Below are 22,536 nucleotides of genomic sequence, written 5' to 3' on the forward strand. Positions count from 1 at the left end.
GAGACGCCGGCGCCCGGACGAACCGCCCGCTGCGGCCCGCCTTTCCCATGCTCGCTCGATTGTCCGCCACCGACCGCTTCGCGCTGATCCAGGGCGCGCGCGACTATTCCCCGACACTGATGGCAATCCTGTCCTGGGGGCTCGTCACCGGCATCGCGATGAGCAAGTCGGTGATGACGCTCGGGCAGGCGAGCGCGATGTCGCTGTTCGTCTACGCGGGCTCGTCGCAGCTCGCGGTGCTGCCGCTCCTCGCGGCGAAGCTGCCGATCTGGACCGTGCTGCTCACGGCCGCGATGGTCAACCTGCGCTTCGTGATCTTCAGCGCCGGGCTGGCCCCCCATTTTTCCTACCTGCCGCTGTGGCGGCGCCTCGCGATCGGCTATTTCAACGGCGACGTGATCTACCTGCTGTTCCAGAAACAGGGCTTCGCGTACGGCCGCGTGCCGGGCAAGGAGGCGTATTTCTGGGGGATGGCGCTCGCGAGCTGGGCGTCGTGGCAGGTGTCGTCGCTCGCCGGCATCCTGCTCGCGAGCATCTTTCCCGCAAGCTGGGGGCTGGAGCTGGCCGGCACGCTCGCGCTGATTCCGATCATGGTGTCGGCGGTCGCGAACCGCTCGACGCTCGCGGCCGTCGCGGTCGCCGGGATCGTGTCGCTGATCGCGTTCGACCTGCCGTACCGGCTCGCGCTGCCGCTGGCGGTGTTCGCCGCGCTCGCGGCCGGCTGCGCGGCCGATTTCTTCGTCGAGCGCGCCGACTGGCGGCGCATCCGGACCGAAACCGTGCACGAAAAGGACATTGAATGAACGCGACCGAGATCTGGATCGTCATCGTCGGGATGACGATCGTCACGGCCGTCACGCGCGCGCTGTTCCTGATCGGCGGCGAGCGCACCGTGCTGCCCGAACGCGCGCAGCGCGCGCTGCGCTACGCGCCGGCCGCCGCGCTGGTCGCCGTCGTGCTGCCCGACGTGCTCGAAACGCCGGCCGGGCTGTCGTTCGGGCTGTCCAATCATCCGCTCTACGCGGCGCTCGCCGGCCTCGGCTGGTTTTTGTGGCGGCGCAGCATGCTCGGCACGATCGTCGTCGGCATGCTCGTGTTCACCGCGCTGCGCCTGATCTTCTGATGATTCGCCGCCCCGGCCGGCCGCATGCCGACTGGAGCGCCTTGGGCGTTGTTGCGATGCAGCATCGTGCCGCCGGCCGCACGCGATCCCAAATAGGCGGAATTCGCCGCCGCACGGGTCAGTCTGCCGGATGGATCGGCTAGAATGCCCGTTCGAGATTTTTTACCCGTGCGCGTCATGCGAACCGCCAGCCACGGCCGCATCCGGCGCCCTTTCGCGGCAGCCCGCGCACGTCCAGCGTGAACCCCCTTTCCCCATCCACTACTTCAATCTGTTCAACATGAGCCAAGTCAAGCGTCTCACCGACCTGATCGCCGCCGGCCAGCTCGCCGGCAAGCGGGTGTTCATCCGTGCCGACCTGAACGTCCCGCAGGACGATCACGGCAACATCACCGAGGACACGCGCGTGCGCGCGTCCGTGCCGGCCATCCGGGCCGCGCTCGACGCCGGCGCGGCCGTGATGGTCACGTCGCACCTCGGCCGTCCGACCGAAGGCGAATTCAAGCCGGAAGACTCGCTCGCGCCGGTCGCGAAGCGTCTGGGCGAACTGCTCGGCCGCGACGTGCCGCTCGTGTCGAACTGGGTCGAGAACGGCGTGAACGTTGCGCCGGGCCAGGTCGTGCTGCTCGAGAACTGCCGCGTGAACAAGGGCGAGAAGAAGAATTCCGACGAGCTCGCGCAAAAGATGGCGAAGCTCTGCGACGTGTACGTGAACGACGCGTTCGGCACCGCGCACCGCGCGGAAGCGACCACGCACGGGATCGCGAAGTACGCGCCCGTCGCGTGCGCGGGCCCGCTGCTGGCGGCCGAACTCGATGCGCTCGGCAAGGCGCTCGGCAACCCGGCGCGCCCGCTGGTCGCGATCGTCGCCGGTTCCAAGGTGTCGACCAAGCTGACGATCCTGAAGTCGCTGGCCGGCAAGGTCGACCAGTTGATCGTCGGCGGTGGCATCGCGAACACGTTCATGCTCGCGGCCGGTCTGTCGATCGGCAAGTCGCTCGCGGAAGCCGATCTCGTCGCCGAGGCGAAGGCGATCATCGACGAAGCGCGCGAGCGCGGCGCGTCGGTGCCGATCCCCACCGACGTCGTCACCGCCAAGGAATTCTCGCCGACGGCCGCGGCCACGGTGAAGCAGGTCGCCGACATCGAAGCGGACGACATGATCCTCGACATCGGCCCCGATACGGCCAAGGCGCTCGCCAGCCAGCTCGAGAAGGCCGGCACGATCGTGTGGAACGGCCCGGTCGGCGTGTTCGAGTTCGACCAGTTCGGCAACGGCACGAAGACACTCGCCGAAGCGATCGCGAAATCGTCCGCGTTCTCGATCGCGGGCGGCGGCGACACGCTCGCGGCCATCGCGAAGTACGGCATCCACGACCAGGTCAGCTATATCTCGACGGGCGGCGGCGCCTTCCTCGAGTTCCTCGAGGGGAAGAAGCTGCCGGCGGTGGAAGTGCTCGAAACGCGGGCGGCCTGAGCGTGGCGACGCGCGCAGGGGCGACGAAGGCCGCGCGCTCCGCGAAAGCGGAGCAGCCGGCCGGCGCGGGCAAGCGCAAACGCGCGCCCGCGCGGGCGAACACCGCCCCGCGCGCACCGGCGGCCGCCGGCGACGCGGCCGTGCAGCACCACGAGATTCAGAACAAAGCGATGCCGGGCGCAAGCACCGGCACGCTCCCCGGAGCGGCCGCCGCTGGGCCTGCCGCTTCCGGCTCTCGCAGCGTTTCACCCAGCGCATCCACCTTGATCCAGATGAGGAGTTTCATGCAGCGCGCCACCAAGATAGTCGCCACGATCGGCCCGGCCTCCAGTTCGCCGGAGACTCTGCTGCAGATGATGCAGGCGGGCCTCGACGTCGTGCGGCTCAATTTTTCGCACGGCACGGCCGACGATCACCGCCAGCGCGCCGAAATGGTGCGCGAGGCCGCCCGCAAGGTCGGCCGCGAGATCGCGATCATGGCCGACCTCCAGGGCCCGAAGATCCGCGTCGGCAAGTTCGAGAACGGCAAGACCATGCTCGTGCCGGGGCAGCCGTTCATCCTCGATGCGGGCTGCGAACTCGGCAACGACGAGCGCGTCGGCCTCGACTACAAGGAGCTGCCGCGCGACCTGAAGCCGGGCGACCTGCTGCTGCTGAACGACGGCCTGATCGTGCTGACCGTCGAGCGCGTGCTCGGCGACGAGATCCACACGACCGTCAAGGTGGGCGGCGAGCTGTCGAACAACAAGGGGATCAACCGCCAGGGCGGCGGCCTGTCGGCTCCGGCGCTGACCGCGAAGGACATGGAGGACATCCGCACCGCGATGTCGCTCGGCGCGGATCTCGTCGCGGTGTCGTTCCCGAAGAACGCGACCGACATGGAAATGGCGCGCCAGCTCGCGAACATCGCGGGCGCGCCATACGGCATCAAGCCGAAGATGATCGCGAAGATCGAGCGCGCGGAAGCGATTCCGGCGCTGCAGAGCATCCTCGACGCATCCGACGGCATCATGGTCGCGCGCGGCGACCTCGCGGTGGAAGTGGGCAACGCGGCCGTGCCGGCTTTGCAGAAGCGGATGATCCGGATGGCGCGCGAGTCGAACAAGCTCGTGATCACCGCGACGCAGATGATGGAATCGATGATCTACGCACCGGTGCCGACCCGCGCGGAAGTGTCGGACGTCGCGAACGCGGTGCTCGACGGTACCGACGCGGTGATGCTGTCGGCGGAGACGGCCGCCGGCAAGTACCCGGTCGTCACGATCGAGACGATGGCGGCCGTGTGCGTCGAGGCGGAAAAGTCGGAGCACGTCGAGCTGGACAAGGATTTCCTCGACCGCACGTTCACGCGGATCGACCAGTCGATCGCGATGGGCGCGCTGTTCACCGCGTATCACCTCGGCGCGAAGGCGATCGTCGCGCTGACCGAATCGGGTGCGACCGCGCTGTGGATGTCGCGTCACTACACGCACGTGCCGATCTTCGCGCTGACGCCGCGCGTCGGCAGCGAGCGCACGATGGCGCTGTACCGCAACGTGACGCCGCTGCACGTCGACTTCAACAGCGATCGCGATTCGGCGCTGCAGGCGGCGCTCGAGATCGTCGTCAAGCAGGGTTACGTGCAGCATGGCGACATGGTCGTGCTGACCGTCGGCGAGCCGATGGGGCAGGCGGGCGGCACCAACACGCTGAAGATCGTGCGGGTCGGCGAGCACTATTGAGCGTCGGCCGGGCCGCATCGAGCCGGCCCGCGGCCTGCGGCCCGGATCGGCCGGAATCGATCCGGCACCGTTTTTTGTGCGAAAGCCGCGCGGGGTCCGAAGCCCCGCGCGGCTTTTTTTCTCCTTTTTGGCCGGATTGTGCCGTGCGAACGTAACAAATTGCGAGCGGGCGCTACCGGGCGGTCGGAATCGGAGGCGCTTCGCGATAAAATGCGGCTATTCGACGCTCAGCCGCGCCGTGCCGCCCCGGGTCTGGACCGGGAGCGAGCGCCGCGCCGGCGTCAGGGCGCACCGGTTTTCATTCCAAGGAGTTCCACAATGCCTCTCGTATCAATGCGTCAATTGCTGGACCACGCGGCAGAGCACGGTTACGGCCTGCCGGCCTTCAACGTGAACAACCTGGAGCAGGTCCAGGCGATCATGGCGGCGGCGGATCAGGTCGGCGCGCCCGTGATCATGCAGGCATCGGCCGGCGCGCGTAAGTACGCGGGCGAGCCATTCCTGCGCCACCTGATCGAAGCGGCGGTCGAATCGTATCCGCACATTCCGGTCGTGATGCACCAGGATCACGGCCAGTCGCCGGCGGTCTGCACGGCCGCGATCCGCAGCGGCTTCACGAGCGTGATGATGGACGGTTCGCTCGAAGCCGACGGCAAGACGGTCGCGTCGTACGAGTACAACGTCGACGTGTCGCGCAAGGTCGTCGAGATGGCGCACTCGATCGGCGTGACGGTCGAAGCCGAACTCGGCGTGCTGGGCTCGCTCGAGACGATGAAGGGCGACAAGGAAGACGGCCACGGCGCGGAAGGTACGATGACCCGCGAGCAGCTGCTGACCGATCCGGAGCAAGCCGCCGACTTCGTGAAGCTCACGCAGTGCGATGCGCTCGCGATCGCGATCGGCACGTCGCATGGTGCGTACAAGTTTTCGAAGAAGCCGACGGGCGACATCCTGTCGATCCAGCGCATCAAGGAAATCCACGCGCGCATTCCGAACACGCACCTCGTGATGCACGGTTCGTCGTCGGTGCCGCAGGAGCTGCTGGCCGAGATCCGCGAATTCGGCGGCGACATGAAGGAAACCTACGGCGTGCCGGTCGAGGAAATCCAGGAAGGCATCAAGCACGGCGTGCGCAAGATCAACATCGACACCGACCTGCGTCTCGCGATCACCGGCGCGATCCGCCGCTACCTGTTCGAGAATCCGGGCAAGTTCGATCCGCGCGACTACCTGAAGCCCGCGCGCGAAGCCGCGAAGAAGGTCTGCGTCGACCGTTACCTCGCGTTCGGCTGCGAAGGCCAGGCCGGCAAGATCAAGCCGGTGTCGCTCGACAAGATCGCCGAGCAGTACAAGTCGGGTGCGCTCGCCCAGGTCGTGCGCTGAGACTGTAGTACGATTGCCCCGCCCGGTTCTGCCGCCGGGCATGGGCGGGCCGCCAGGCCGGCCGGATCCGGTCCGGCCCCGGCAGCCGTTCCGTCCGGCCGAACGAGGGCCGGCCGGCAGCCGTCCGGGCGCTGTGCCCGCCGGTTCGCCGACGTATTGCAAGACCGCCGTTCCCGCCTGCCGCGGGGAACGGCGTTTCCCTTTTTGTTTGGCTCCTTATCTGCGAAAAGACGATGTCTACCCTTTACGAATCCACGCTCCGCTCGCTGCCGCTCCTCGGTCGCGGCAAGGTTCGCGATAACTACGCGGTCGGCAACGACAAGCTCCTGATCGTCACGACCGATCGCCTGTCGGCCTTCGACGTGGTGATGGGCGAGCCGATTCCGAACAAGGGCCGCGTGCTGAACCAGATGGCGAACTTCTGGTTCGACAAGCTCGCGCACATCGTGCCGAATCACCTGACGGGCGACGCGCCGGAAGCGGTCGTCGCGGCCGACGAGGTCGAGCAGGTGAAGGGCCGCGGCGTGGTCGTCAAGCGTCTCGAGCCGATCATGATCGAAGCGGTCGTGCGCGGCTACCTGGCCGGCAGCGGCTGGAAGGAGTACCAGGCGTCGGGCGCCGTGTGCGGCGTGCAGTTGCCGGAAGGTCTGCAGAACGCGCAGAAGCTGCCCGAGCCGATCTTCACGCCGGCCGCGAAGGCCGAGATGGGCGAGCACGACGAGAACATCACGTTCGAGGAAACCGAGCGCCGCATCGGCACCGAACTGGCCGCGACGATCCGCGACATCTCGATTCGCCTGTACAAGGAAGCGGCCGACTACGCGGCGACGCGCGGCATCATCATCGCCGACACGAAGTTCGAATTCGGCCTCGACAACCACGGCAAGCTGTACCTGATGGACGAAGTGCTGACCGCCGATTCGTCGCGCTTCTGGCCGGCCGACCAGTACGAAGTCGGCACGAACCCGCCGTCGTTCGACAAGCAGTTCGTGCGCGACTGGCTCGAGGCGCAGCCGTGGGGCAAGACGGCGCCGGCGCCGGCGCTGCCGGCCGATGTCGTCGAGAAGACGGCCGCGAAGTACCAGGAAGCGCTCGAGCGCATCACGGGCCAGTCGCTCGCCTGACGGAGCTTTGCATAGGACCGGAGTAAGTGCTGAAGCACTCACTCCGGTCGACAGGAACACACGAAATGAGTGAAAAGCAAACTGCCCACACGCACAGCGCGCCGCTCGTCGGCGTGCTGATGGGTTCGAGTTCCGACTGGGACGTGATGAAGAACGCGGTCGCGATCCTGCAGGAATTCGGCGTGCCGTACGAAGCGAAGGTCGTGTCCGCGCACCGGATGCCCGACGAGATGTTCGACTATGCGGAGAAAGCGCGCGAGCGCGGGCTGCGTGCGATCATCGCGGGCGCCGGCGGCGCCGCGCACCTGCCCGGCATGCTGGCCGCGAAGACCACGGTGCCCGTGCTCGGCGTGCCGGTCGCGAGCAAGTACCTGAAGGGCGTCGATTCGCTGCACTCGATCGTGCAGATGCCGAAGGGCGTGCCCGTCGCGACGTTCGCGATCGGCGAGGCCGGCGCCGCGAATGCCGCGCTGTTCGCGGTGTCGATCCTGTCCGGCAACTCGGTCGACTACGCGAACCGGCTCGCGGCGTTCCGCGTGCGCCAGAACGAAGCCGCGCACGCGATGGTGCTGCCGCCGCTGGAATGACGGCATGGCGCGCGGCCGCACGACGCGGCCGGCGCCGGATTTTCCTACTGCGGCGGGCATTTCCGCGTTCCGCCGCGACCGACCACTGACATGACCGCAACTCCTGATTCCGTTTCCCCGATCCTGCCCGGCGCGTGGCTGGGCATGGTCGGCGGCGGCCAGCTCGGCCGCATGTTCTGCTTTGCCGCCCAGTCGATGGGCTATCGCGTCGCCGTGCTCGATCCCGATCCGGCGAGCCCCGCCGGCGCGGTCGCCGATCGCCATTTGCGCGCGGCGTACGACGACGAAGCCGCACTCGCCGAACTGGCGGACCTGTGCGAGGCCGTATCGACGGAATTCGAGAACGTGCCGGCCGCGAGCCTCGATTTCCTCGCGCGCACGACGTTCGTCGCACCGGCCGGCCGCTGCGTCGCGGTCGCGCAGGACCGGATCGCGGAGAAGCGTTTCATCGAGGCGTCGGGCGTGCCGGTCGCGCCGCACGTCGTGATCGAATCGGCGGCGGCGCTCGCCGCGCTCGACGACGCCGCGCTCGACGCGGTGCTGCCGGGCATCCTGAAGACGGCCCGCCTCGGGTACGACGGCAAGGGCCAGGTGCGCGTCGCCACCGCGCAGGAAGCACGCGACGCACATGCCGCGCTCGGCGGCGTGCCGTGCGTGCTGGAGAAGCGCCTGCCGCTGAAATACGAGGTGTCGGCGCTGATCGCGCGCGGCGCGGACGGCCGCTCGGCCGCGTTCCCGCTCGCGCAGAACGTGCATCACGACGGCATCCTCGCGCTGACGGTCGTGCCGGCGCCGGCGGCCGATGCCGCGCGCGTCGAAGAGGCGCAGCAGGCGGCCGTGCGGATCGCTGATACGCTCGGCTACGTCGGCGTGCTGTGCGTCGAGTTCTTCGTGCTGGAGGACGGCTCGTTCGTCGCGAACGAAATGGCGCCGCGCCCGCACAACTCCGGCCACTACACGGTCGATGCGTGCGCAACGAGCCAGTTCGAGCAGCAGGTGCGCGCGATGACGCGCATGCCGCTCGGCAACCCGCGCCAGCATTCGCCGGCCGCGATGCTGAACATCCTCGGCGACGTGTGGTTCCCCGACGGTCCGGCAGCCGGTGCCGTCACGCCGCCGTGGGACACGGTCGCCGCGATGCCGGCCGCGCACCTGCACCTGTACGGCAAGGAAGAAGCGCGCGTCGGCCGCAAGATGGGCCACGTGAATTTCACGGCCGAGACGCGCGACGAAGCCGTAGCCGCCGCCAACGCGTGCGCGCAACTGCTGCGCGTGCCGCTCGACTGAGGCGCGGGCCGATGTCCATCGATCTTCCGAAGCACGTGACGCCCGCGCAGATCGACGCGGCCGCCGCGTTGCTCGACGCGGGCCAGCTCGTCGCATTTCCGACCGAAACCGTCTACGGGCTCGGCGGCGACGCGGCGAATCCCGAGGCCGTCGCGCGCATCTATGCGGCGAAAGGGCGGCCCGCGAACCATCCGGTGATCGTGCATCTGCCGCCCGGCGGCGATCCGGGCTACTGGGCCGACGATCTGCCGGCCGACGCGCACGCGCTGATCGATGCGTTCTGGCCGGGCCCGCTGACGCTGATCCTGAAGCGTCATGCGCGCATTCCGGATGCCGTGAGCGGCGGGCAGGATTCGGTCGGGCTGCGCTGTCCGTCGCATCCGGTCGCGCAGGCGCTGCTGGCCGCGTTCAGCGCGCGGCGCGGCGGCCACGGCGGCGTGGCGGCGCCGTCCGCGAACCGGTTCGGCCACGTGAGCCCGACGACCGCGCAACACGTGCGCGACGAATTCGGCGATACCGTGCACGTGCTCGACGGCGGCGCATCAGAAGTTGGCATCGAATCGACGATCCTCGACCTGTCGCGCGGCTTCCCGGCGCTGCTGCGCCCGGGCCACGTGACGCCGCAGCAGATCGCCGACGTCCTCGGTCGCGCGCCGAAGCTGCCGGACGGCAGCGACGCGACCGCGCCGCGCGCGTCGGGCACGCTGAAAGCGCATTACGCACCGCGCACGCCGCTCGCGCTGCTGCCGTTCGACGCGCTCGAGCCGCTGCTCGCGGCCGCGCAAACCGACGGCGAGCGCGTCGCGCTCGTCGCACGTGCGTCGCGGGCAGGACACTGGGCGCAGGCCGACGGCGTGCATTTCATCGCGGCGCCGGAAGATCCGCAGGCCTATGCACGCGACCTGTACGGCATGCTGCGGGCGCTCGATCGCGCGCAGGTCGCGCGCATCCTCGTCGAGAAGCTGCCCGAGACCATCGAATGGATCGCGGTCAACGATCGCCTCGGCCGCGCGGCGGCGGCATTCGAAGCGCGCGACTGACGCGCGCAGGCGCCTGCCGAATGAAAAAACGCCCGACCGGCGAACCGGTCGGGCGTTTTCGTTTGGGCGCGTGGCCGGCGGCTTACTTGCCGACGCCGGATTTCGCGATCTGCTGCTGGACGTATTGCGCGAACAGCGCGTGCAGGTGCGTCGTCGGGTGGACCGTGTCGGCGAACATGTAGGTCTGGTCCGCGTTCGCGACCGTGTAGGTCTGTGGCGAGCAGAACAGCGACGAGCCGAACGCGGTCGCATTCGCAACGCCGTACTGCGTGGCGGCCTGGACCATCGCCTTCAGGTTGCAGGCGGTGTCGGTATTCGACACGCTGAAGCCGTTCGCCTGGTAGTTGGCCGCGATGCCGTCCTGCCACGTGAACGAATCGACCACCACGTACTTCGTCGGGTCGACCTTCAGCGCGGCCAGCGTGCCGACGAGCGTCTTGTTGAACAGCCCCGACAGTTGCGTGAACGCGGCCTGCGTGCTCGCGCCGCCTTGCAGCGCGAGCGGCGTGCCGCCGATGTCCGGCACGTTCGCGACGAACACGTGCGTCGCGCCCGCCGCGACGATCTGCTGGACGATCCCGCCGAGCTGCTGCGCGGCCAGGCCGATCGCCTGCGCCGCCGCGAGTTGGGCGGCCGGCGTGTTGCCTTGCGCCTGCGCGACCTGGGCCTGGTAGAAGATGTCGTTCGCGCCGCCGTTGATCAGCACGATCTGGCCGGCGTTGAAGCTGCCGTGCTGCGTCAGGTATTGCTTGACCTGGTCGGCGATCGGCGTCGTCGTCGCCTGGGCGTAGTCGGGGTTCGGCACGCTGGCGTCCGCATGGCCGATGCCCGGCTGCAGTGTCACGCGGGAGCCGCCTTGCGCGTAGCCGAGGCCGCCCGTCGCCTGCAGCGGGATGCCGAAGCCGCCCTGGTTCGCGGGTTGCAGCGTGTCGCCGTAGTACTGCGCGACGTCCTGCGTCCAGACCTGGCCCGGGTTGGTCGTGAAGCGGCCGCCGCCGAAGCCGAGCTTGATCTGCGAGTAGGTGCCGACGTCGGACAGGCTGTCGCCGAACGACACGATCTGCATCTTCACGCCCGACGGCGGCGTGTTCGACGCGCTGCTGCCGTTGTTGTCGTCGCCGCCGCCGCATGCGGCGAGCAACGCGAGCGCGGCGCCGGCGATCGCGACTTGCGCGGTGCGCAGGATGCGCCGGCGCGTGCGGGAAGGGGCGTGTTGTTGTGTCTGCATCGTTCGATCTCCTCGTAGATATGGCCCTGATGTGTTTCTCATCTGCCGCGTGCCTGCTCGGTTCCGGGCTGCGCGGCGGCCGTTGGCTGAAACGGTTTATCGGTCGCGCGCAGCCGCCTGCGGCACGGTGCGCGGATCCGGGTTCGCGGCCTCGGCGATCTGCGCATGATAAGCGCTCGCCCATTCGGGCGGGCCGAAAATCGCGCGCAGCTTGTTGCGCCATCCGCCGACGCGCCACGCGTCGGACGCCATCGCCGCCCACTCGTGGAACGTCGCGACGAGCGGGTTGTTCGAGCCGAGCCGCTCGACGATTCCGTAGCGCGGCGGATCGTCAGGCGTTTCCTCGACATAGCTGCCGAACAGGCGATCCCAGATCACGAGGACGCCTGCGTAATTGCGGTCGATGTAGCGCGCGTTGCGTGCATGGTGTGCGCGGTGGATCGACGGCGTGTTCAGCACGTATTCGAGCCAGCCGAGCTTGCCGATCGCCTGCGTGTGCACGAAGAACTGGAACGCGAGGTTGATCAGCACGATGCCGACGATCTGTTGCGGCGGAAAGCCGGCAAACGCGAGCGGCAGCCAGAACAGCCACATGCCCGCGATCGGGTACATCAGGCTCTGGCGGAACGCGGTCGAGAAATTCATCCGTTCGGACGAGTGGTGCACGACGTGCGCGGCCCACAGCCAGCGCACGCGATGGCTCGCGCGATGAAACACGTAGTAGAGGAAGTCCTGCGCGACGAACAGCACCGCGAACGACAGCCAGCCGTCGTGCCACGTGTAGACGCGATAGTGCCGGTAGCAGTACGCATAAACGGGAATCACGAACAGCCATGCGATCTTGTCGGCGCCCTGGTGCATCAGCGCGAGCGCCGCGTTGCACAGCGTGTCGCGCCATGCATAGATACGGTCCTGCGCGCGGGTGCGGGCGAAGTGCCAGGCCTCCCACGCGATGCAGAGCAGGAAGACGGGCGCCAGCGCGAGCAGAAGCAATTCGACGTCGAATCGCATGGGCGTGTCTCCTTCGTTCCCCTGCAAGCCATGAGGCCGGGCGTGTGGCCCGTTGTAGATATCGGTCAGGCCAACAGCCTACGCAATCGCCACGCGCTAGGCGAGGGGGCAGCGTAGAGGGTTCCCTCAGAGGATAGGGTTTCTACGGAACCCGTACTGCACGGGGCCGGGCGGTGCGGCCCCGTTTTGCAGGCGCAGCGTGCGCACGGGGCGTCGCGCGACGGTGGCGCGGGCGTTTCAAACTGCGCGGCGAGATTTTCGCGGGCGACGCGGTGCGGGGGCGCGCGTGCCGCGCTGTCGCGACGGCCCGCTGCGCTGCGCGCTGCACGTTGCACGCCGCACGTTGCACGCCGCACGTTGCACGCCGCACGGATCGTCAGTGCGCGCCCGCGTAGATCCACTCGAGCAGCGTGTCGTGCGCGGCGCGTGCGCCTTCCGCGTGATCGTTGTTGATGAAGCTGACGACGACGTAGCTCTGGCCGTCCGCACCGGCGACGTAGCCGGCGATCGCGCGCACGTCGCGCAGCGTGCCGGTCTTGATGTGCGCGTTGCCGAGCACGCCCGCGTTGGTGAGGCGGTTCTTCATCGTGCCGTCGATGCCCGCGATCGGCAGCGAATCGACGAACGCCTGCGCGACGGGGCTCGCGTTCGCGGCCTGCAGCAGTGCGGCGAGCGACAGCGCGCTCACGTGCTCTTCGCGCGACAGCCCGGAGCCGTTCTCGAGCACGAGGTCGGGCATCGCGATGCCGTTTTTCTGCAGGAACGCCTGGATCGCGCGGCTCGACTGCTCGGGCGTCGCGGGCGGCTTGCCGCTGACCGCGCCGATCGTCAGGAACAGGTTGCGCGCCATCACGTTGTTGCTGAACTTGTTGATGTCGTAGACGATGCTGCCGAGCACCGGGCTGTGATGCACGGCGAGCGGCCGCGCGGTGGCGGGCACCTTGCCCTCGCTGACGGGCCCCGCGATCGTGCCGCCGTCCTGTTGCCACAGCGCGAGGAAGCCGCGTGCGAAGAACGTCGTGTGATCGAGGATCGCGAGGTTGGTCGTATGCGCGCCGCAGCGCAGCGGGTAGTCGCCGGCGAACGACGCGGTCATGATCCCGCCGCCGGCCGTCAGCGTCGGGCGCGCAGCCGCGGCGGCCGCGCTGCACGAACCCGAGCCTTCGACGAGCTGGTTGTCGATCGACAGGTTCGCGAGCGGCGGCAGCACGTCGACGGCGACCTTGCCGTCATCGCCCGGCGTGACCGTGAACGACACGGCCTTGAATGCATACAGCAACGGATCGGGGCCGACGTTGTACGGCGCGCTGACATCGTCGTCGAACGACGGCAGGTCGCGCGTCGACGCAGCGAAATAGCTCTTGTCGAGCACGAGACCGCCGGCCACGCGCTTGACGCCGGCCTTGCGCAGCTTGTCGACGAGGTCGATCAGTTCTTCGGGCACGAGCTTCGGATCGCCGGTGCCCTTGATGTACAGGTTGCCTTGCAGCGTGCCGTCGGGGTCGACCGTGCCGTCCGTGTACGCGGTCGTGCGCCAGCGGTAGTCGGGGCCGAGGATCGACAGGCCCGAGAAGGTCGTCACGAGCTTCATCGTCGAGGCCGGCAGCATCGGCCGGCTCGCATTCCATGCGATCAGCGGTTGCGGATCGCCGACGCGCTCGACGACGACGCTCATCGCCGACGCCGGCACCTTCGCACGCTGCAGCGCGACGAGCACGGATGCCGGCAGGCCGGCCGCGCGCGCGGCCGGCGACACGACGGCGGTCTTGCGCGCTTCCTTGTGGGACTTCTTGCGGGCCTGCGCGGACGGCGCGAACGCGAGGGCCGTGCACGTGGCGACGACGGCGGCCGCCCGCAGACAGACGCGGGCGCGGGGGACGAACCGGGCGGAAAGATCGGAAATCGGCATGGGCGAATACGGGAAAAGCGGGGGGCTCGGGCAGGACGCGCGGGGGCGCCGAAGCGCACATTGTAGAGACAAGTCGGGGCAGGCCCCTTGCAATCCGCCTTACTGTTGCATTGCACGGTGCCGCGCACGCGATGCGCGGCGCTACAATGGTCGCCGTGTTTGACTCGCCCATGGATGCCTGTCCCGATGCGGATTCTGCTTGTCGAAGATGATCGAATGATTGCCGAGGGCGTGCGCAAGGCGCTGCGCTCGGACGGCTTTGCAGTCGACTGGGTGCAGGACGGCGACGCCGCGCTCACGGCGCTCGGCGGCGAGACGTACGATCTGCTGCTGCTCGATCTCGGCCTGCCGAAGCGCGACGGCATCGACGTGCTGCGCACGCTGCGTGGGCGCGGGCTGGCGCTGCCGGTGCTGATCGTCACCGCGCGCGACGCGGTCGCCGATCGCGTGAAGGGGCTCGACGCCGGCGCCGACGACTACCTCGTCAAGCCATTCGATCTCGACGAGCTGGGCGCGCGGATGCGCGCGCTGATCCGCCGTCAGGCCGGGCGCAGCGAGTCGCTGATCCGCCACGGCGCGCTCACGCTCGATCCCGCGTCGCACCAGGTGACGCTCGACGGCGCGCCCGTCGCGCTGTCCGCGCGCGAGTTCGCGCTGCTCGAGGCGCTGCTCGCACGGCCGGGCGCGGTGCTGTCGAAGAGCCAGCTCGAGGAGAAGATGTACGGCTGGGGCGAGGAGATCGGCAGCAACACGGTCGAGGTCTATATCCACGCGCTGCGCAAGAAGCTCGGCTCGGACCTGATCCGCAACGTGCGCGGGCTCGGCTACATGGTCGTCAAGGAAAGCTGACGCGTGCGGTCGATTCGTCATCAATTGCTGATCTGGCTGCTCGCGATCGTCGTCGCGGGCGTGGGCATGGCGGGCTGGCTCATCTACCGGCAGGCGCTCGCCGAAGCGAACGAACTGTTCGACTACCAGTTGCAGGAAATCGCCGCGGCGCTGCCGTCGGAGCCGTTCTCGCAGGTGTTCGGCTCGCGCACCAACGGCGACGAAGGCATCGTGATCCAGATCTGGAATCGCAACGGCGTGCTGATGTACTTCTCGCATCCGCGCGCGCCGATCGCGCCGCGCGCCGAGCTCGGCTTCTCGACCGAGCGCACCGATCGCGGCGAATGGCGCGTGTACGGCGCGATCGTCGGCGACAACGTCGTGCAGCTCGCGCAGCCGCTGTCGGTGCGCAACCGGCTGGCGGCGAACGTCGCGCTGCGCACGCTGTGGCCGCTGATCGTGCTGCTGCCGTTCCTCGGCGCGGCCGTGTGGGGGATCGTCGGGCGCGGGCTCGCGCCGCTCGCGCGCGTGACGCGCGCGGTCGAGGCGCGCCGGCCGGAAGCGCTCGATGCGCTGCCCGACGCGCGCCTGCCGCTCGAGGTGCAGCCGCTCGTGCGGGCGCTGAACGGGCTGCTCGCGCGGCTGTCGGCGGCGCTCGACACGCAGAAGGCGTTCGTCGCCGACGCCGCGCACGAATTGCGCACGCCGCTCGCCGCCGTGCAGATCCAGGCGCAGCTCGTCGCCCGTGCGAAGGACGAGGCGTCGCGCCGCGAGGCGATCGCGGATCTCCAGGACGGCGTGTCGCGCGCGACGCGTCTCACCGAGCAACTGCTCGCGCTCGCGCGCGCCGAGCCGGACGGCGCGACGATGCGCGAACCGGTCGACCTGCAGGCGCTGCTCGCCGAATGCGTGGCCGCGCATGCGCCGCTCGCGCAGCGGCACGACATCGATCTCGGCTTCGAGGAAACGTGCGCGGCGAGCGTCGTCGCGGACGTCGGCGCGCTGCGCGTGATGTTCGGCAACCTGCTCGACAACGCGGTGAAGTACACGCCGGACGGCGGCCGCATCGACGTGTCGCTGACGCGCGACGCGGCGGGCCGCGCATGCGTGCAGATCGCCGACAGCGGGCCGGGCATTCCGGCGGCAGAGCGCGAGCGCGTGTTCGACCGCTTCTATCGCGACAGCACGGCGCGCGCGCGCACCGACGTGTCGGGCAGCGGGCTCGGGCTCGCGATCGTCAAGCGCGTGGCGGCGCAGCAGGGCGCGACGGTGTCGCTCGGCGATGCGGCCGCGGGCGGCCTGCTCGTCAGCGTCGTGTTCCGCGATGCCGAGATGCCGGCCCCGGCGCCGCAGTCTTCCGAATCCGTCTGAAGGGGGCTCCCGGCGAGGGTGGCGCGGGTTCGCCGCCGGCAGCCGCTTAAGCCCCGCTTAAGGCTGATTAAGCCTCCTTTAAGTCAGGGTCGTTACGCTGCGTCCTAACAAAGAGGAGGTCCTACGATGAACACCCGATTCCTTGCGCGCGGCACCGTCGCGGTCGCCGTGGCGGCGGCCCTGTCGGCCGGCTATTTCGCCGGCACCCGCCGCGCCGATCCGCAGATCATCACGCCCGCGCAGGCGGCCGCATTGATGCCGGCCGAAGCCGCGGCCAAGACCGGCATTCCCGATTTCTCCGGGCTCGTCGAGACCTACGGCCCGGCGGTCGTGAACATCAGCGCGAAGCATGTCGTGAAGCAGGTGTCGCGACGCGCGCCGCAACCGCAACTGCCGATCGATCCGAGCGACCCGTTCTACCAGTTCTTCAAGCACTTCTACGGCCAGGTGCCGGGCATGGGCGGCGACGCGCAGCCGGACGACCAGCCGAGCGCGAGTCTCGGGTCGGGCTTCATCGTCAGTTCCGACGGATACATCCTCACCAATGCACACGTGATCGACGGCGCGAACGTCGTCACGGTCAAGCTGACCGACAAGCGCGAATACAAGGCGAAGGTCGTCGGCTCCGACAAGCAGTCCGACGTCGCCGTGCTGAAGATCGACGCGAGCGGCCTGCCGACCGTGAAGATCGGCGACCCGGCGCAGAGCAAGGTCGGCCAGTGGGTCGTCGCGATCGGCTCGCCGTACGGCTTCGACAACACGGTCACGTCGGGCATCATCAGCGCGAAGTCGCGCGCGCTGCCGGACGAGAACTACACGCCGTTCATCCAGACCGACGTGCCGGTGAACCCCGGCAACTCCGGCGGCCCGCTGTTCAACCTGCAGGGCGAGGTGATCGGCATCAACTCGATGATCTACTCGCAGACGGGCGGCTTCCAGGGCCTGTCGTTCGCGATCCCGATCAACGAGGCGATCAAGGTGAAGGACGAGCTCGTGAAGACGGGCCACGTGAGCCGCGGCCGCCTCGGTGTCGCCGTGCAGGGGCTGAACCAGACGCTCGCGAGCTCGTTCGGACTGCAGAAGCCGGACGGCGCGCTCGTCAGCTCGGTCGACGCCAACGGGCCGGCCGCGAAGGCCGGCCTGCAGCCGGGCGACGTGATCCTGTCGGTCAACGGTTCGCCGGTCGCCGATTCGACGTCGCTGCCCGCGCAGATCGCGAACCTGAAGCCGGGTTCGAAGGCCGACCTGCAGATCTGGCGCGACAAGTCGAAGAAGTCGATCAGCGTGACGCTCGGCGCGATGTCCGATGCGAAGCTCGCGTCGAACGACGGCGGGCCGGTCGAACAGGGCCGCCTGGGTGTCGCGGTGCGTCCGCTGTCGCCGCAGGAGCGTAGCGCCAGCAACCTGTCGCACGGGCTGATCGTGCAGCAGGCCGGCGGGCCGGCCGCCAACGCGGGCATCCAGCCGGGCGACGTGATCCTCGCGGTCAACGGCCGCCCGGTCACGAGCCCCGAGCAGTTGCGCGACGCGGTGAAGGGCGCGGGCAACAGTCTTGCTCTGCTGATCCAGCGCGATAATGCACAGATCTTCGTGCCGGTCGACTTGAGCTGACCGGCCACGGCCGACGGCCGGTCCGGCCGGCCGCGGCGGGCGCCGCCGTGCGACCCGCGTGACGCTGCGCCCCGTATGTGTTCCGACCCCAAGGAGAGAGCCATGCAATATCTACGCAACGTGTCCCGATTTGCCGTCGCCGCGGCGCTGTCCGCTGGCCTCGCGGCCGGCGCGACCGGCGCGTACGCGCAGTCGGACGGCCTGCCCGCCGCGAGCCAGCAAGGCGATGTCAGCTACGTGTCGGGCGGTATCGGCAAGGACCAGTCGACGGCATTCCAGCGTAACGAGGCGTCGTGGCCACTGGCGCTGCGCTTCACCGGCAAGGGCGGCGAGTTCCTGGCCGACGTCCATGTCCGGATCGTCGACGGCAAGGGTACCGAGGTGCTGTCGACCGACGCGCGCGGGCCGTACATGCTGGTGAAGCTGCCGCCGGGGCGCTATACGGTGCATGCGTCGTACCAGGGTAGCGACGAATCGCGCGCCGTCACGGTCGGCGCGAAGGGCGGCGCGAAAGCCGCGTTCCAGTGGAGTGCGCAGTAGCCCGCCGCGCGCGGTCCGGGCCCCGGGCGCGCAATCGGACGAAGTTTCGCCCATAATGAAAGCCACGGCATGCGTGCCGTGGCTTTTTCGTTTCCTGCCCCGGCCTGGCGGCCGCCCGAAGGAGAAACGATGTCCGATGCAGCCGACCCTCGACTCGAAATCGTGCCGAACCGTCATCGCGTGCGCGTGATCCATCGCGGCATCACCTATGCCGATTCGCACGGCGCGCTGACCGTGCGTGAAGCGGGGCTCCCGGACATCCATTACCTGCCGCGCAGCGACGTCAACATGCGCCGGCTCGTGAAATCGGGCGTCACGTCGGCCTGCCCGTTCAGGGGGCAGGCCGTGCATTTCGACTTGCAGACGGAAGACGGCGTGATCGAGAACGCCGCATGGAGTTACGAAGAACCGAACGAGGCGGCGGCCGTGCTGGCGCACTACGTCGCCTTCGATGTCGCGCGGATCGACAGTCTCGTCGAGACGTCCTGATGCGGCGCGCGTTCATCGGGGAGGCGTCATGGAACTGAACGACACGTTACGCGTACCGCTCGCGCCGCCTGTCGTACGGGATGCGCTCGAGGATCTCGCGCTGTTGCGCGCGAGCTTCGATCATTGCGAATCGTTCGTGAAACTCGCGCACGGCGAATTTGCGCTGACGATCACGGTGCCGCTCGGCCCACTGCGTGCCCGCTACGACGTGCGCGCGCATGCGGCCGCCGAGCAGGGCGACGCGGAAGGGCAGCCGCGCCGCGTGCTCAACTTCAAGGCGCGGGCCGACGGGCTCGGCGCACTGCGCGGCCAGGTCGAACTCGCACTGATGCCGGATGACGATGCGACCGCCACGCGAATCGAGTACGTGGTCTGGGCGACGGCGAGCGGGCCGCTCGCCGAACTGCCGGGGCGGCAGATCGACAATGCGCTGCGCGAATGGACCGATACGTTCTTCCGCGAGTTCGGGGCGGTCGTGCAGGCGAAGCACGGTCTCGCGCCGAATCGCGCGAGCGCATCCGCGCAGCGGCGCCAGCACGTATTTCTGCGGCCGGCATCGCTAGTGGCCGCGACGAAGCGTGCGCTGCCGCCGCATCTCGGCGGCGCGCTGAGCGGGCGGGCGGCGAGCGCGCTCCGGCATCGCGATTCCGGCACGATACCCGTGTGGGCCTGGGCGGCGATGATCGTGTTCGTCGCGCTGCTGCTTTACGCGGCACGCTGGTTCAACGGCGGCTGATCGGCCGCCCGGCTCCGCGTCACGGCCTGCCCGCCGCCCGTGCGGCAGGCGTCACTGTCCCGCGCCGGCTCCGGCGCCGCGAAATTCCCTTCGATACGCAGACGGCGACGTGCCGAGCGCGCCCGCGAAATGCTGGCGCAGCGACACGCTCGAGCCGTAGCCGGCCGCCTGCGCGATCGCGTCGATCGATTGTCCGGTGGTTTCGAGCAGATGCCGCGCGCGCGCGAGCCGCTCGGCCTGCAGCCACGCCGTGACGGTCGTGCCCGTCGCCTGGCGGAAGTGGCGCGTGAACGTGCGCCGGCTCATCAGTACGCGCTCGGCGAGCGAATCGACGCTGTGCGCGGCGTCGAGATGGGCGCGCACCCAGTCGAGCAGGCCCGCGAGCCGCGCATCGCGCGGGTGTGCGGCGACCGGCTGCGGCACGTATTGGGCTTGCCCGCCCTGCCGGTGCGGCGGGATCACGAGGCGGCGCGCGATCCGGTTCGCGGCGTCCGAGCCGAAGCGTCGCCGCACGACGTGCAGGCAGCAGTCGAGCCCCGCGGCGGTGCCGGCCGACGTCGTCAGGTTGCCGTCGTCCACGTACAGCACGTCGGGATCGAGTTTCACGCGCGGAAAGCGCCGGGCGAAATCGTCGGCCCACGCCCAGTGCGTGGTGGCCGGGCGGCCGTCGAGCAGGCCGGCCGCGGCGAGCACGTAAGCGCCGAGACACAGCCCGACGAGTTCGGCGCCGCGCGCGGCGACCGCGCGCACGGCGTCGAGCAGCGCGTCGGGCGGCGCTTCGTCGGGGTCGCGCCAGGAGGGCACGATGACGATGTCCGCATCGTCGAGCGCATCGAGCCCGTACGGCGCGGCGATCGTGAAGCCGCCCGTCGTCGCGAGCGGGCCGCGCTCGGCCGAGCAGACGCGGAACGTGAACGCGGGCGACGCGTCCGCGTCGCGCTCCTTGCCGAACACGACCGACGGCACCGACAGGTGGAACGGGCTGATGCCGTCGTACGCGATCACGGCGACGACGGTCGGAACGGATGGGGCGGGCGACGCGGCGGCGAGCATGGCGGGTTCCGGAAAGGCGATGGCCCGATTTTATCGAAGAATGGCTATCGGGCCACTATCGGCGCTCGCCACGCGGCCCGACAATGCGTCGCATCGCACTGCTGGCCGCCCCGCTCCGGGGCGGGGCAGCGCCGCCGACCAGGAGCCCGCCATGTCGAACGCCGTCCCGCATTCCGCTTCCCGTCCCGCTTTCCGCCGCGCACTGATCGTGATCGACGTGCAGAACGAATACGTGACGGGCAACCTGCCGATCGAATATCCACCGCTCGACGTGTCGCTCGCGAACATCGGCCGCGCGATCGACGCCGCGCACGCGGCCGGCGTGCCGGTGATCGTGGTTCAGCACGTCGCGCCGGCCGGCGCGCCGATCTTCGCGCCCGGCACCGACGGCGTCGCGCTGCACGCGGTGGTCGCCAGCCGGCCGTACGCGCATCGGATCGAGAAGGCGCAGGCCAGTTCGTTCGCCGGCACCGATCTCGCCGCGTGGCTCGACGCGCACGGCATCGACACGCTCGCGGTGGCCGGCTACATGACGCACAACTGCAATGCGTCGACGGTCTATCACGCGGCGCATGCGGGGCTGAAGGTCGAATACCTGGACGATGCGACGGGCGCGCTGCCTTACGCGAACGAAGCGGGCGCGGCGAGCGCCGAGGAGATTCACCGCGCGTACGCGGTGGTGTTCCAGTCGAATTTTGCGGCCGTGATGTCGACCGACGCATGGATCGCGGGGCTGGCCGGCGCGCCGATGCCGGCGCGCGATTCGGTGGCCGCGTCGAACCGGCGGGCTCGCGCGCATCGCGCGGAAGCGGCCTGACCCGGCACGGCGACGGGGCGCGCCATGCGCCGCGTCAGTCGCGGTCCTTCAGCATCGCCGGGCTGTAGCGCAGCATGTCGAAGCAGCCGTCGACGAGCTTTTCCGCATGCTGCTCGGCGTCGATTTCGTCGGGCAGCATCAGCATGTCGCGCACGAACCCGCTGACGAGCGTGTGCAGCATCAGCGTCGCGCGCCACGTATCGAGCCGCTCCGGCAGCAGCTTGAGCCCCACGGCCACCGCGAGATCGGCGTCGATCATGTGCAGCGCCTCGCTCATCCCCGCGCGGTTGCGCTGCAGCAGCGGCTCCATGTCCGCGACGTACTCGCACTTCATGAACAGGATGCTGAACACGCGCCGCAGCTGCGGGTCGCGCTGCACGCCGAGCAGGCACCAGATCAGGATCTGGCGCACCTTGTCGAGCGGATTGCCGCCCGGCGCGTCGAGCGGTATCCGCTTCAATTCGTCGATCGGCAGGAGCACACGGTCGAACATCGCATCGAACAGTTCGCTCTTGTTCGCGAAATGCCAGTAGATCGCGCCGCGCGTCACGCCGGCGTGCTGGGCGATGTCCGCGAGCGACGTATGCGACACGCCTTTCTCGAAGAACACGTGTTCGGCGGCGTCGAGAATGCGATTGCGCGTCTCGAGCGCCTCCTCCTTGGTACGTCTGACCATGTGCAGGCCTGATTGGATCGATCGTCGGTGAATATAGGGTTCGCAACCCCTCGTCGCCGTCATGCAGACGGGCTATGCTTGCTGCTGGTAACAATCTGTAAGACTGGGCAGTCGGCGGAGCACAAACGGGCTTTTTACATACATTCGTGAATGTATATACAATACCACCCTACGATCGAATGACCCAAGTGGCAATCAGTTAATATCCCACTCTGCTGATTCCCGCCCCAGTACCAGTCCGCAGTTCGCGGCATCCCCGTCGGCACGGAGGTCTCGTGCCGACGTGCTGTATCTAGCAGTCCAGTAATTCAGGTGTTCGATCTGCGCCGCGAGGCGCATCCGTGTTGCGCTCCTGCCGGGCGCGTCACTTATTCCATTGGTTATACACAGAGGTCGCTCCATGCGCGTCGAACGGGTTCCATACCGCTTAATCACTGTCGCGACGGCCGCCGTTTTCCTGGCCGCGTGCGGGAAAAAAGAATCGGCACCGCCGCCGCAAACGCCGGAAGTCGGCGTCGTCACCGT

At 68.9% G+C, this 22,536-nt stretch carries 22 protein-coding genes and 1 pseudogene; 17 read left to right on the plus strand and 6 right to left on the minus strand.

All coding sequences use genetic code 11. The annotated features are described in order from the left end of the window. Window positions 1-47: 47 nt before the first annotated feature. The 3 genes from WT97_RS05690 (at window position 48) to WT97_RS05700 (ending at window position 2,600) form a co-directional block, all read left to right on the plus strand. Window positions 48-803 (plus strand): AzlC family ABC transporter permease, encoded by a 756-nt coding sequence (locus WT97_RS05690; RefSeq protein ID WP_059794071.1) that lies wholly within the window; start codon window positions 48-50, stop codon window positions 801-803. Continuing rightward, entirely contained in the window at window positions 800-1,123 is a 324-nt protein-coding gene (locus WT97_RS05695) for an AzlD domain-containing protein (RefSeq protein WP_059504578.1), read from the plus strand. The genes WT97_RS05690 and WT97_RS05695 overlap by 4 nt, the downstream gene beginning before the upstream one ends. Window positions 1,124-1,403: 280 nt before the next feature. Then, window positions 1,404-2,600, plus strand: a complete 1,197-nt coding sequence (locus WT97_RS05700) for a phosphoglycerate kinase (RefSeq protein WP_034208284.1) — start codon at window positions 1,404-1,406, stop codon at window positions 2,598-2,600. 157 nt (window positions 2,601-2,757) lie between these two features. Here the strand turns inward: WT97_RS05700 and WT97_RS34845 are convergent, their stop codons facing one another. Further along, window positions 2,758-2,886: a hypothetical protein gene (locus tag WT97_RS34845; protein ID WP_023476234.1), complete on the minus strand. Its 129-nt coding sequence runs from the start codon at window positions 2,884-2,886 to the stop codon at window positions 2,758-2,760. Between WT97_RS34845 and pyk the strand changes: the two genes are divergently transcribed. The 6 genes from pyk (at window position 2,885) to WT97_RS05730 (ending at window position 9,742) form a co-directional block, all read left to right on the plus strand. Beyond that, window positions 2,885-4,321 carry a pyruvate kinase gene (gene pyk / locus WT97_RS05705; protein WP_060353119.1) on the plus strand — a complete coding sequence of 479 codons (1,437 nt, stop codon included), beginning with the start codon at window positions 2,885-2,887 and terminating at the stop codon, window positions 4,319-4,321. The two genes, WT97_RS34845 and pyk, sit on opposite strands and share 2 nt — an antisense overlap. 318 nt (window positions 4,322-4,639) lie before the next feature. After that, entirely contained in the window at window positions 4,640-5,704 is a 1,065-nt protein-coding gene (fba, locus tag WT97_RS05710; RefSeq protein WP_006481730.1) for a class II fructose-bisphosphate aldolase, read from the plus strand. A 233-nt stretch (window positions 5,705-5,937) separates the two neighbouring features. Next, entirely contained in the window at window positions 5,938-6,828 is an 891-nt protein-coding gene (locus tag WT97_RS05715; RefSeq protein ID WP_027785305.1) for a phosphoribosylaminoimidazolesuccinocarboxamide synthase, read from the plus strand. A gap of 65 nt (window positions 6,829-6,893) precedes the next feature. Beyond that, window positions 6,894-7,415: a 5-(carboxyamino)imidazole ribonucleotide mutase gene (gene purE, locus WT97_RS05720; protein WP_060353114.1), complete on the plus strand. Its 522-nt coding sequence runs from the start codon at window positions 6,894-6,896 to the stop codon at window positions 7,413-7,415. A gap of 90 nt (window positions 7,416-7,505) precedes the next feature. Continuing rightward, the gene (locus WT97_RS05725; protein WP_059504582.1) at window positions 7,506-8,702 is read left to right on the plus strand and encodes a 5-(carboxyamino)imidazole ribonucleotide synthase; all 1,197 of its coding nucleotides are present in this window, start codon (window positions 7,506-7,508) and stop codon (window positions 8,700-8,702) included. Window positions 8,703-8,713: 11 nt separating this feature from the next. Further along, complete coding sequence (locus WT97_RS05730; protein WP_059794076.1) at window positions 8,714-9,742, plus strand: L-threonylcarbamoyladenylate synthase; 1,029 nt, start codon at window positions 8,714-8,716, stop codon at window positions 9,740-9,742. Between the two features lie 82 nt (window positions 9,743-9,824). On the opposite strand, the gene WT97_RS05735 is transcribed toward WT97_RS05730, so the two are convergent. The 3 genes from WT97_RS05735 to dacB form a co-directional block, all read right to left on the minus strand. Next, window positions 9,825-10,970, minus strand: coding sequence for an SGNH/GDSL hydrolase family protein (locus WT97_RS05735; RefSeq protein ID WP_060353115.1), 1,146 nt, complete (start codon window positions 10,968-10,970; stop codon window positions 9,825-9,827). Window positions 10,971-11,066: 96 nt separating this feature from the next. Continuing rightward, window positions 11,067-11,981 carry a sterol desaturase family protein gene (locus tag WT97_RS05740; RefSeq protein WP_059504586.1) on the minus strand — a complete coding sequence of 305 codons (915 nt, stop codon included), beginning with the start codon at window positions 11,979-11,981 and terminating at the stop codon, window positions 11,067-11,069. A 376-nt stretch (window positions 11,982-12,357) separates the two neighbouring features. Continuing rightward, complete coding sequence (dacB, locus tag WT97_RS05745) at window positions 12,358-13,890, minus strand: D-alanyl-D-alanine carboxypeptidase/D-alanyl-D-alanine-endopeptidase (RefSeq protein ID WP_059794079.1); 1,533 nt, start codon at window positions 13,888-13,890, stop codon at window positions 12,358-12,360. Window positions 13,891-14,076: 186 nt separating this feature from the next. Here dacB and WT97_RS05750 point away from each other — a divergent pair, with 186 nt between their 5' ends. The 6 genes from WT97_RS05750 to WT97_RS05775 all read left to right on the plus strand — a co-directional run bounded on the left by WT97_RS05750 (window position 14,077) and on the right by WT97_RS05775 (window position 19,465). Beyond that, window positions 14,077-14,739 (plus strand): response regulator, encoded by a 663-nt coding sequence (locus tag WT97_RS05750; RefSeq protein ID WP_006481728.1) that lies wholly within the window; start codon window positions 14,077-14,079, stop codon window positions 14,737-14,739. Window positions 14,740-14,742: 3 nt separating this feature from the next. After that, window positions 14,743-16,089: an ATP-binding protein gene (locus WT97_RS05755; protein WP_059504590.1), complete on the plus strand. Its 1,347-nt coding sequence runs from the start codon at window positions 14,743-14,745 to the stop codon at window positions 16,087-16,089. A gap of 126 nt (window positions 16,090-16,215) precedes the next feature. Beyond that, window positions 16,216-17,700 carry a DegQ family serine endoprotease gene (locus tag WT97_RS05760; protein WP_034208274.1) on the plus strand — a complete coding sequence of 495 codons (1,485 nt, stop codon included), beginning with the start codon at window positions 16,216-16,218 and terminating at the stop codon, window positions 17,698-17,700. Between the two features lie 102 nt (window positions 17,701-17,802). Next, window positions 17,803-18,240 (plus strand): carboxypeptidase-like regulatory domain-containing protein, encoded by a 438-nt coding sequence (locus WT97_RS05765; RefSeq protein ID WP_059794082.1) that lies wholly within the window; start codon window positions 17,803-17,805, stop codon window positions 18,238-18,240. A 129-nt stretch (window positions 18,241-18,369) separates the two neighbouring features. Further along, window positions 18,370-18,729 (plus strand): DUF427 domain-containing protein, encoded by a 360-nt coding sequence (locus WT97_RS05770; protein ID WP_059504594.1) that lies wholly within the window; start codon window positions 18,370-18,372, stop codon window positions 18,727-18,729. Between the two features lie 28 nt (window positions 18,730-18,757). Then, window positions 18,758-19,465, plus strand: coding sequence for a CoxG family protein (locus tag WT97_RS05775; RefSeq protein WP_059504596.1), 708 nt, complete (start codon window positions 18,758-18,760; stop codon window positions 19,463-19,465). Window positions 19,466-19,516: 51 nt separating this feature from the next. On the opposite strand, the gene WT97_RS05780 is transcribed toward WT97_RS05775, so the two are convergent. Next, the gene (locus WT97_RS05780; protein WP_059794084.1) at window positions 19,517-20,518 is read right to left on the minus strand and encodes a helix-turn-helix domain-containing protein; all 1,002 of its coding nucleotides are present in this window, start codon (window positions 20,516-20,518) and stop codon (window positions 19,517-19,519) included. 151 nt (window positions 20,519-20,669) lie between these two features. Here WT97_RS05780 and WT97_RS05785 point away from each other — a divergent pair, with 151 nt between their 5' ends. Further along, the gene (locus WT97_RS05785) at window positions 20,670-21,335 is read left to right on the plus strand and encodes a cysteine hydrolase family protein (RefSeq protein ID WP_059794086.1); all 666 of its coding nucleotides are present in this window, start codon (window positions 20,670-20,672) and stop codon (window positions 21,333-21,335) included. A gap of 34 nt (window positions 21,336-21,369) precedes the next feature. On the opposite strand, the gene WT97_RS05790 is transcribed toward WT97_RS05785, so the two are convergent. After that, window positions 21,370-22,011, minus strand: coding sequence for a TetR family transcriptional regulator (locus WT97_RS05790; protein WP_059794087.1), 642 nt, complete (start codon window positions 22,009-22,011; stop codon window positions 21,370-21,372). A 400-nt stretch (window positions 22,012-22,411) separates the two neighbouring features. On the opposite strand from WT97_RS05790, the pseudogene WT97_RS33980 reads away from it, so the two are divergent. Then, a pseudogene (locus tag WT97_RS33980) lies at window positions 22,412-22,536 on the plus strand (efflux transporter periplasmic adaptor subunit); the annotation flags it as partial.

Origin of the sequence: Burkholderia sp. MSMB1459WGS (assembly GCF_001534535.1) — a bacterium.
In the GTDB taxonomy this organism is placed as follows: Bacteria; Pseudomonadota; Gammaproteobacteria; order Burkholderiales; family Burkholderiaceae; genus Burkholderia.

Bases quoted from the DNA above. Each gene is read 5' to 3' on its own strand.
- WT97_RS05690 (WP_059794071.1), top strand. From the start codon at position 48: ATGCTCGCTCGATTGTCCGCCACCGACCGCTTCGCGCTGATCCAGGGC.
- WT97_RS05695 (WP_059504578.1), top strand. From the start codon at position 800: ATGAACGCGACCGAGATCTGGATCGTCATCGTCGGGATGACGATCGTC.
- WT97_RS05700 (WP_034208284.1), top strand. From the start codon at position 1,404: ATGAGCCAAGTCAAGCGTCTCACCGACCTGATCGCCGCCGGCCAGCTC.
- pyk (WP_060353119.1), top strand. From the start codon at position 2,885: ATGCAGCGCGCCACCAAGATAGTCGCCACGATCGGCCCGGCCTCCAGT.
- WT97_RS34845 (WP_023476234.1), bottom strand. From the start codon at position 2,886: ATGAAACTCCTCATCTGGATCAAGGTGGATGCGCTGGGTGAAACGCTG.
- fba (WP_006481730.1), top strand. From the start codon at position 4,640: ATGCCTCTCGTATCAATGCGTCAATTGCTGGACCACGCGGCAGAGCAC.
- WT97_RS05715 (WP_027785305.1), top strand. From the start codon at position 5,938: ATGTCTACCCTTTACGAATCCACGCTCCGCTCGCTGCCGCTCCTCGGT.
- purE (WP_060353114.1), top strand. From the start codon at position 6,894: ATGAGTGAAAAGCAAACTGCCCACACGCACAGCGCGCCGCTCGTCGGC.
- WT97_RS05725 (WP_059504582.1), top strand. From the start codon at position 7,506: ATGACCGCAACTCCTGATTCCGTTTCCCCGATCCTGCCCGGCGCGTGG.
- WT97_RS05730 (WP_059794076.1), top strand. From the start codon at position 8,714: ATGTCCATCGATCTTCCGAAGCACGTGACGCCCGCGCAGATCGACGCG.
- WT97_RS05735 (WP_060353115.1), bottom strand. From the start codon at position 10,970: ATGCAGACACAACAACACGCCCCTTCCCGCACGCGCCGGCGCATCCTG.
- WT97_RS05740 (WP_059504586.1), bottom strand. From the start codon at position 11,981: ATGCGATTCGACGTCGAATTGCTTCTGCTCGCGCTGGCGCCCGTCTTC.
- dacB (WP_059794079.1), bottom strand. From the start codon at position 13,890: ATGCCGATTTCCGATCTTTCCGCCCGGTTCGTCCCCCGCGCCCGCGTC.
- WT97_RS05750 (WP_006481728.1), top strand. From the start codon at position 14,077: ATGCGGATTCTGCTTGTCGAAGATGATCGAATGATTGCCGAGGGCGTG.
- WT97_RS05760 (WP_034208274.1), top strand. From the start codon at position 16,216: ATGAACACCCGATTCCTTGCGCGCGGCACCGTCGCGGTCGCCGTGGCG.
- WT97_RS05765 (WP_059794082.1), top strand. From the start codon at position 17,803: ATGCAATATCTACGCAACGTGTCCCGATTTGCCGTCGCCGCGGCGCTG.
- WT97_RS05770 (WP_059504594.1), top strand. From the start codon at position 18,370: ATGTCCGATGCAGCCGACCCTCGACTCGAAATCGTGCCGAACCGTCAT.
- WT97_RS05775 (WP_059504596.1), top strand. From the start codon at position 18,758: ATGGAACTGAACGACACGTTACGCGTACCGCTCGCGCCGCCTGTCGTA.
- WT97_RS05780 (WP_059794084.1), bottom strand. From the start codon at position 20,518: ATGCTCGCCGCCGCGTCGCCCGCCCCATCCGTTCCGACCGTCGTCGCC.
- WT97_RS05785 (WP_059794086.1), top strand. From the start codon at position 20,670: ATGTCGAACGCCGTCCCGCATTCCGCTTCCCGTCCCGCTTTCCGCCGC.
- WT97_RS05790 (WP_059794087.1), bottom strand. From the start codon at position 22,011: ATGGTCAGACGTACCAAGGAGGAGGCGCTCGAGACGCGCAATCGCATT.